Annotated in this window: 9 protein-coding genes; 8 read left to right on the forward strand and 1 reads right to left on the reverse strand. The window is 69.7% G+C overall.

Annotated elements, in window-relative coordinates:
• The coding region (locus tag HW577_RS15840; RefSeq protein ID WP_198377123.1) for an urease accessory protein UreH domain-containing protein at positions 1–492 on the forward strand (492 nt) is incomplete at its 5' end.
• A gap of 96 nt (positions 493–588) precedes the next feature.
• Here the strand turns inward: HW577_RS15840 and HW577_RS15845 are convergent.
• A complete protein-coding gene (locus HW577_RS15845; protein WP_198377124.1) occupies positions 589–1,365 on the reverse strand; it encodes a DUF2189 domain-containing protein in 777 nt (258 codons plus the stop codon).
• A 163-nt stretch (positions 1,366–1,528) separates the two neighbouring features.
• Between HW577_RS15845 and ccoN the strand changes: the two genes are divergently transcribed.
• From ccoN to HW577_RS15880, 7 genes are read left to right on the forward strand one after another with little or no spacing between them, the layout of a single operon-like run.
• Positions 1,529–3,022 carry a cytochrome-c oxidase, cbb3-type subunit I gene (ccoN, locus tag HW577_RS15850; protein WP_408639536.1) on the forward strand — a complete coding sequence of 498 codons (1,494 nt, stop codon included), beginning with the start codon at positions 1,529–1,531 and terminating at the stop codon, positions 3,020–3,022.
• Positions 3,023–3,035: 13 nt separating this feature from the next.
• A complete protein-coding gene (gene ccoO, locus HW577_RS15855) occupies positions 3,036–3,770 on the forward strand; it encodes a cytochrome-c oxidase, cbb3-type subunit II (RefSeq protein ID WP_198377126.1) in 735 nt (244 codons plus the stop codon).
• Between the two features lie 10 nt (positions 3,771–3,780).
• The gene (locus HW577_RS15860; protein WP_332837738.1) at positions 3,781–3,951 is read left to right on the forward strand and encodes a cbb3-type cytochrome oxidase subunit 3; all 171 of its coding nucleotides are present in this window, start codon (positions 3,781–3,783) and stop codon (positions 3,949–3,951) included.
• A 13-nt stretch (positions 3,952–3,964) separates the two neighbouring features.
• The gene (ccoP, locus tag HW577_RS15865; RefSeq protein WP_198377127.1) at positions 3,965–4,828 is read left to right on the forward strand and encodes a cytochrome-c oxidase, cbb3-type subunit III; all 864 of its coding nucleotides are present in this window, start codon (positions 3,965–3,967) and stop codon (positions 4,826–4,828) included.
• Positions 4,829–4,850: 22 nt separating this feature from the next.
• Positions 4,851–6,365 carry a cytochrome c oxidase accessory protein CcoG gene (ccoG, locus tag HW577_RS15870; RefSeq protein ID WP_198377128.1) on the forward strand — a complete coding sequence of 505 codons (1,515 nt, stop codon included), beginning with the start codon at positions 4,851–4,853 and terminating at the stop codon, positions 6,363–6,365.
• The gene (locus HW577_RS15875; protein ID WP_198377129.1) at positions 6,362–6,835 is read left to right on the forward strand and encodes a FixH family protein; all 474 of its coding nucleotides are present in this window, start codon (positions 6,362–6,364) and stop codon (positions 6,833–6,835) included. The genes ccoG and HW577_RS15875 overlap by 4 nt, the downstream gene beginning before the upstream one ends.
• Positions 6,832–7,833 carry a cation transporter gene (locus tag HW577_RS15880; protein ID WP_332837739.1) on the forward strand — a complete coding sequence of 334 codons (1,002 nt, stop codon included), beginning with the start codon at positions 6,832–6,834 and terminating at the stop codon, positions 7,831–7,833. Before HW577_RS15875 ends, HW577_RS15880 begins: the two co-directional genes overlap by 4 nt.
• The last annotated feature ends 32 nt before the right edge of the window (positions 7,834–7,865 follow it).

The following is a 7,865-nucleotide window of genomic DNA, read 5'->3' on the forward strand; positions in this document are numbered from 1 at the left end:
GGGCTGCTCGGCGCGCTGGCCGGCGGCTTCGCGGGGCTGGTGGCACTCGGCACCGGGCTGCGCTTCCTGCTGGCGGCGCTGCTCGCCCTCGCGGCGCTGCTGATGCTGGCGCAGGCGAGCGCGCGCATCGCGGCGATGCTGCCGCGCCTGCCCGCGCCGCGCCTGCCGCGCGGGATCGAATCCCGCATGGGCGCGCTGATCGCAGCACCCACCGGGCTGCGCGGCGTGGCGCTCGGGCTGATGCTCTCCGCGTTGCCCTGCGGGCTGCTCTATGGCGCGCTGGCAGCGGCGGCGGCGACCGGCTCGGCGCTGGGTGGGGCGCTCGCCATGCTGGCCTTCGTCGCCGGGACGGTGCCGGCGCTGGTCGGCGTCGCACTTCTCGGGCGTTTCTTCGGCCGGCGCGCGGGGCCGGGCCTGCGCGTCGCGGGTGCGGCGCTGTTCGCGCTGAACGGGGTGATGCTGGGCGCGATGGCGGTCAGGCTGGTGGCCTGACGGCGAGAGCGGTTTCCGGATGGCTGGAGACCGCTCCGGCATCGTTCTGCGCGCATCTTCACGCATCCGGCTGATCCCAGCCGAATGCGATCTGCTCTACCGCACCAGGTCGCGATAGGCATGCCAAGTGGCGTGCCCGACCAGCGGGATGACCAGCGCGAGGCCGAGGAAGAAGGGCACCATCGCCATGGCGGTGAACACCACGATCAGCCCGGCCCAGAAGATCATCGCCGCCGGGTTGGCGATGATCGCCCGCAAGGAGACGGTGATCGCCTCCATCGCCGTGATGTCCTTGTCCACCAGCATCGGGATCGACACCGCGGAGATCGCGAAGGCGCCAGCCGCGAGCACCGCGCCCGCCGCCGTGCCGACGACCAGGAAGGGCAGCAGCATCGGCGATCGCAGCATCGCCATCGGCAGGTCCTCCAGCGCCGGGGCGAAGTTGATGCCGAACATCAGCATGAAGATCAGCGCCGCGACGCGCACCCAGAACAGGTGCAGGATCAGCAGCACCACGCCCATGAAGGCGAGTTGCCCCGCATTGCGCGTGAAGCCCTTGAGGCAGGCAGCGAAGGTGACCGGCTGGCCTTCCTCGCGCAATCTTGATGCCTCGTAGAGCCCGGCGGCGAGGATGGGCGCGACCATGAAGAAACCCGCCGAGGCCGGCAGGATCGCCCAGGCGGTGCGCGCCCAGAGCAGCAGCAGCCCCAGCACCCATCCGGCGAGCGTGAGCGCGCCGCCATAGAAGAAGCCGATCTGCGGATTGGCCATGAGGTCGCGCCATCCCGCCGTCAGCCAGGCCCAGGGCCGGTCGGGCGGCACGGTGCGGATCAGGGCGGGCCGGCGCGTGACGCTGTCCGCTTCGCTCGGCATGGCTCGGTTCCCCCGGAAGCCTTCGTGACGGAATCGCAGCCTAGCCTGTTGCAGTGCGAGAGAATTGATCCGGATCAAGGACGCAAACGGATCGGAACGCTTCCTTCCCGAGCGTGGCAGGCATGGCGACTCCGCCATGCGGCCGTCGTGGGAGAGATCGGTCGTGGCAGCAGCAACGGCAACCGCCGCCCTGGCTCCGGGGCAGGCGACAAGGGCGGGGGAGGTGGCCTATGTCGAGGCACCGATCCGCGCCTTCGCGGCGATCACCGCCTTCTGGGGGGTGGTCGGGTTCCTCGTGGGCGTCGTCATTGCCCTGCAGCTGGCCTTCCCGCTGCTGAACCTCGACCTGGAATGGACGACCTTCGGGCGCCTGAGGCCGTTGCACACGAGCGCGGTGATCTTCGCCTTCGGCGGCAACGCGCTGCTGTGCACCAGCCTGTTCGTCGTGCAGCGCACCTGCCATGCGCGGCTGTTCGGCGGCGACGACGCCGGCTGGTTCCTCTTCTGGGGCTACCAGTTCGTCATCGTCATGGCGGCACTCGGCTACGTGCTCGGCATCACCCAGGGCAAGGAATACGCCGAGCCCGAATGGTATGTGGACCTCTGGCTGACGGTCGTCTGGGTCGCCTACCTGGTGGTGTTCGGCGGCACGATCATGAAGCGCCGGGAACCGCACATCTATGTGGCGAACTGGTTCTTCCTCGCCTTCATCATCACCGTCGCGCTGCTGCATATCGGGAACAACATCTCGATCCCGGTCAGCCTCGGCTCCTCCTCCTCCTACGCCGCGCCCCCGGGCGTGCAGGGGGCAATGATCCAGTGGTGGTACGGGCACAATGCGGTGGGCTTCTTCCTGACCGCGGGCTTCCTCGGGATCATGTACTACTTCATCCCGAAGCAGGCGAACCGGCCGGTCTATTCCTACCGCCTGTCCATCGTGCACTTCTGGACGCTGATCTTCCTCTATATCTGGGCCGGTCCGCACCACCTGCACTACACCGCGCTGCCCGACTGGGCGCAGGTGCTCGGCATGGTGTTCTCGGTCGTGCTCTGGATGCCGTCCTGGGGCGGCATGATCAACGGGCTCATGACGCTCTCGGGCGCGTGGGACAAGCTGCGCACCAACCCCGCGCTGCGCTTCTCGGTCACCGCCGTCGGCTTCTACGGCATGTCGACCTTCGAAGGGCCGGTGATGTCCATCCGCGCGGTGAACGGCCTGTCGCACTACACCGACTGGACGATCGGCCACGTGCATTCCGGCGCGATGGGCTGGGTCGGCTTCATCACCTTCGGCGCGCTGTACTACCTGTTCCCCGTGCTGTGGCGGAAGAAGGCGATCTGGAGCGAGAAGCTGATCGCCTGGCACTTCTGGCTCGCGACGCTTGGCATCGTCTTCTACATCACCGCGATGTGGGTCTCGGGCATCATGCAGGGCCTCATGTGGCGGGCGTACGATGAGCTCGGCTTCCTCCAGTACTCCTTCGTGGAGACGGTGGAGGCGATGCACCCCTACTACGTGATCCGCGCGCTGGGCGGCGTGCTCTACCTGAGCGGCGCGCTGATCATGGCCTTCAACCTCTGGAAGACCGTCACCGACAGCGAGGCCGCCGAGCCCGAACCGTCGGCCGCTTCCGCCATCGCCGTCGCGGCCGAATAAGGAGGACCCGCACATGTTCGCCTGGCTTCGCGACCACGGCATCATCGAGCGCAACGTGATCCTGATGGGCGTGCTCACGCTCATCACGGTCTCGATCGGCGGCCTCGCGCAGATCGTCCCGCTGTTCGCGGCGGAGACGACCATCGAGCGCGTGTCCGGCGTGCGCCCCTACACCCCGCTCGAGCTGCGCGGGCGCGACATCTACATCCGGGAAGGCTGCTACAACTGCCATTCCCAGATGATCCGCCCCTTCCGCGACGAGCTGGAACGCTACGGGCATTTCAGCCTGGCGGCGGAAAGCATGTACGACCATCCGTTCCAGTGGGGCAGCAAGCGCACGGGGCCCGACCTTGCGCGCGTCGGCGGCCGCTACTCGGATGACTGGCAGGCGGCGCATCTGCGTTCCCCGCGGGCGCTGGTGCCGGCCTCGATCATGCCGCCCTACGCCTTCCTGGATCGTCCGCTTGACGTCTCGGACGTGCAGGCGCGGATGCGCGCGCTGCGCGCGGTGGGCGTGCCCTACACGGACGAGATGATCGCCAACGCGGTCGCGGACCTTCGTGCGCAGGCGACGCCGGACGCGGATGCGGCCCCCTTCCAGGGCCGCTACGCCCGCGCCCGCCAGGCGGCCTTCGACGGCAACCCCGCGGTGGTGACGGAGATGGATGCGCTCGTGGCCTATCTGCAGATGCTCGGCACGCTCGTCGATTTCCGCGACGTGACGCCCGCGCAGCTGCGCCAGCCTTGAGGAGGCGGCGGTGGAAGCCCTGACCTCCCAGCTGCCGCTGATCCGCACCCTCTGGGTCGTGTGGTTCTTCGTCCTCTTCCTCGGGATGCTGTGGTTCGTCCTGCGCCCGTCGAAGAAGCAGCACTTCGAATCCCAGGCCGATATTCCGCTGCGCGACGACATCGCGCGGCCGAGAAGCTGAGGAGCATCCCAGGATGCCGACCAAGATCGAGAAGGACACCCTCTCGGGCCAGGACACCACCGGGCACGAATGGGACGGGCTCAAGGAACTCAACACCCCGCTGCCGAAATGGTGGCTCTGGACCTTCTACGCGACGATCGTCTGGGGCCTAGTTTTCGTGATCATCTACCCTTCCGTGCCCGGCTGGCGCGGCACCTCGGGCTGGATCGCGCGGGAGGCGATCGTGGAGGAAGTGCGCGCCGCGCAGGAACGCAACGCGCCGATGATGGCGCGGCTGCGGGAGGCGACGCCGGCGCAGATCCTCGAGAACGACGAGATGCGCGCCTTCGCGCTCGCTGGCGGGCGGGTCGCCTTCGCCAACAACTGCGCCGCCTGCCACGGCGCGGGCGGGCAGGGCGCGACGGGCGGCTACCCCTCGCTCGCGGATGACGACTGGATCTGGGGCGGCAGCCTGGAGGAGATCCAGCACACCATCCGCCACGGCATCCGCGCGAACGAGAGCGACGACCAGCGGCAGAGCCAGATGCCGCGCTTCGGTGCAGACAACCTGCTGACGGCCGCGCAGATCAACGACGTGGCCGAACATGTCCTGTCGCTGACCAACCGCGCGACGGACCAGGCGGCGGCCGGGCGGGGTGCTGCGCTCTATGCCGAGCAATGCGCCTCCTGCCACGGCGAACGCGGGGAAGGGAACCGGGAGTTCGGCGCCCCGCGCCTGAACGACCAGATCTGGCTGTACGGCGCGAGCAAGCCGGAGGTCGTCGCGATGATCCGCAACCCGCGGGCCGGCGTGATGCCGTCCTGGCAGGGGCGGCTCGATGCCGCGACCATCAACATGCTGACCGTCTACGTGCAGTCCCTCGGCCGCACCAACTGAGGCCGGGGCAAGCGAGGCAGCCATGGGCACCGTCGAGGCTCCGCACCGCGCGAAAGGGGACCGGCCGGCCGACGCGCCGGTCTCCGCCGCGCCGCAGTCGCTCTACGCGGCGCGGCAGAAGGTCTATCCGAAGCGCGTCTTCGGCCTCGTCCGCTCGGTCAAGTGGGCCGTGCTCGGCCTCTGCCTCGCCCTCTACTACGTCGTGCCCTGGCTGCGCTGGGACCGCGGCGCGGGGATGCCCGACCAGGCGGTGCTGGTCGACATCACCAATGCCCGGCTGTTCTTCTTCTGGATCGAGATCTGGCCGCAGGAGATCTACTTCCTCACCGGGGCGCTGATCCTCGGCGCCTTCGCGCTGTTCGCCGTCTCCTCCCTGTTCGGGCGGTTGTGGTGCGGCTTCACCTGCCCGCAGACGGTCTGGACCGACCTGTTCATGTGGGTGGAACGCTGGATCCAGGGCGACCGCAACGCGCGGATGAAGCTCGACCAGGGGCCGAAGAACGCGAATTACTGGACCCGCAAGGGGCTGACGCATGCTGTGTGGTTGCTGATCGCGGCGGCCACGGGCGGTGCGTGGGTGATGTACTTCAACGACGCGCCGACAGTGACGATGGAGATCCTGACCGGCGCGGCCACGCTGAACATCTACTTCTTCTTCGCGCTCTTCGCAGGCTTCACCTACCTGCTTGCGGGCTGGGCGCGGGAACAGGTCTGCACCTACATGTGCCCCTGGCCGCGCTTCCAGGCGGCGATGCTGGACGAGAACTCGCTCGTCGTGACCTATCGCGACTGGCGCGGCGAACCGCGCGGCAAAGCGAAGGCCGAGAATGTCGGCGACTGCGTCGACTGCTACGCCTGCGTCCATGTCTGCCCGACGGGGATCGACATCCGCGACGGGCAGCAGCTGGAATGCATCGGCTGCGGCCTGTGCATCGATGCCTGCGACAGCGTGATGGGCAAGCTCGGCCGGCCCAAGGGGCTGATCGCCTTCGAGACGCTGAAGAACCTGGCCGCCAGCGAGGCCGCCGTCGCCAGCATGGCGCCCGGCGCGGAACGCCAGGCCTGCGGGATGAAGGCGCGCCACATGCCGCGCTTCGTCCGGCCGCGCACCGTCATGTACGCCGCCGCGCTCGTCGTCGTCTCGCTCGCCATGCTGCTGGCCTTCCTGCTGCGCTCGACGCTCGACGTGACGGTGCTGCGCGACCGCGCGCCGCTGTTCGTCCGGCTGTCGGATGGCGGTATCCGCAACGGCTACACCGTCAAGATCGTGAACAAGCGGCGGGAGGACGCGCCGCTCGTCCTGTCGCTGCAGGCGCCGGAGGGCTTCCGCCTGTCCGTGCAGGATGCCGACCATGACGCACAGGGACGGCCGCTGCTGTCCCGCCGCGCCGACGGCATCTCCCAGTACCGCGTGCTGATCACCGTGCCGCCGGGTGCGCGGCTGGCGGAATCCACGTCGGTCACCTTCCGCCTGCTCGAGCCTGACGGCCGCGTGGCGGCAAGCCAGTCGAGCACCTTCGTGGGACCGAGGCCATGAGCGCGACCATGCACGATCCTTCCCGCGGCCGCTGGATTCCCTGGGCCTTCGCCGGGGCGATGGCGCTCGTCATCCTGGTCAACGGGGTGCTGGTGTATTTCGCGATCACGACCTTCACCGGCGTGACCGTCCCGCGCTCCTACGAACGCGGGCGCAGCTACGACCATGTCCTGGTGGAAGCCGCGCGGCAGGATGCGCTCGGCTGGAAGGCCGAGGTCGCGCTGGAAGGCGGGCGCCTGAGCCTCGTCGCGACGGATCGCGAGGGCCGGCCCGTCCCCGGGCGCGTCGAGGGCGTTCTGCTCCGCCCCCTCGAAGGCACCGAGATCCCGCTCGCCTTCGTGCCGACCGGCGGCGGGCGCTGGGCCGCCGAGGCCGCCCCGCCGCAGCGCGGCCAGTGGGACGTGCGGCTGACCCTGTTCGGCCCGAATGAGACCGCCTTCGACATCCGCCGCCGCGTGATCGTGCCGTGAGCCTGATCGACCGCGCCCGTCCCGTCGCCAGCGAAGCGCTCTCGGCCGCTGCCTGCGCGCATTGCGGCGCGGCGCTCGCGCCCGGGCAGGAGCGCTTCTGCTGCACGGGCTGCGAAGGCGCTCACGCGCTCGTCGCCGGGCTCGGCCTTGCCGCCTTCTATGCGCGGCGGGAGACGGAGGCGGGCACGCTGCGCCCCGAGGCCGCCGTCGCGGGCATCGACCTTGCACCCTTCGCGTCGGCCGAGCGCGACGGCGTGCAGCGGCTGGAACTCGTCGTCGCGGGACTGACCTGCGGCGCCTGCGTCTGGTTGGTCGAGCAGGCGCTGGCGCGCGAGCCCGACATCCTCTCCGCCCGCGCCTCGCTGTCGGCGCGGCGGCTCACCGTCACCTGGCGTGGCGATGCGGCGCGGGCGAACGACATCGCCGCGCTGCTCGCGCGCCTCGGCTTCCGCGCTGCGCCCTTCTCCCCCGCCTGCCTGCGTGCGACCGAGGATGCCGAAGGGCGCGAATTGACGCGTGCGCTCGGCATCGCGGCCTTCGGCTCGATGAACGTGATGCTCGTCTCGGTCGCCGTCTGGGTGGGCACGGACATGGGCCCGGCGCTGCGGCACGGGCTGCATTGGCTCGCGGCGCTGATCGGCATGCCGGTCGTGCTGATCGCGGGCATGCCCTTCTACCGCTCCGCCTGGGCGGCGCTGCGCGCGGGCCGGCCGAGCATGGACATGGCCGTCTCGCTCGGCGTGCTCGCGACCGCCCTGATGTCGCTGTCCGAGACGGTGTTCAACGGCCCCTACACCTATTTCGACGGCGCGACCGCGCTGCTCGCGCTGCTGCTGGCCGGGCGCGTGCTGGATCGCGGCGCGCGGCGGCGCGCGCGGCAGTCGGTCGCGGAACTGCTTGCGCTGCAGGAAGGCACCATCCAGCGGCTGCTGCCCGATGGCCGCACCGAAGCGGTGCCGGCCGAACGCGCCGCCGCCGGCGACCGCCTGCTGCGCTAGCAGTTTCGTGATCCGGAAGACTTTCGTCTGAA

The sequence above is a fragment of the Neoroseomonas rubea genome (assembly GCF_016106015.1).
In the GTDB taxonomy this organism is placed as follows: Bacteria; Pseudomonadota; Alphaproteobacteria; order Acetobacterales; family Acetobacteraceae; genus Neoroseomonas; species Neoroseomonas rubea.

Excerpts from the sequence above, each read along its gene's own strand:
- HW577_RS15845 (WP_198377124.1), bottom strand. The coding sequence starts at position 1,365 with ATGCCGAGCGAAGCGGACAGCGTCACGCGCCGGCCCGCCCTGATCCGC.
- ccoO (WP_198377126.1), top strand. The coding sequence starts at position 3,036 with ATGTTCGCCTGGCTTCGCGACCACGGCATCATCGAGCGCAACGTGATC.
- ccoP (WP_198377127.1), top strand. The coding sequence starts at position 3,965 with ATGCCGACCAAGATCGAGAAGGACACCCTCTCGGGCCAGGACACCACC.
- ccoG (WP_198377128.1), top strand. The coding sequence starts at position 4,851 with ATGGGCACCGTCGAGGCTCCGCACCGCGCGAAAGGGGACCGGCCGGCC.
- HW577_RS15875 (WP_198377129.1), top strand. The coding sequence starts at position 6,362 with ATGAGCGCGACCATGCACGATCCTTCCCGCGGCCGCTGGATTCCCTGG.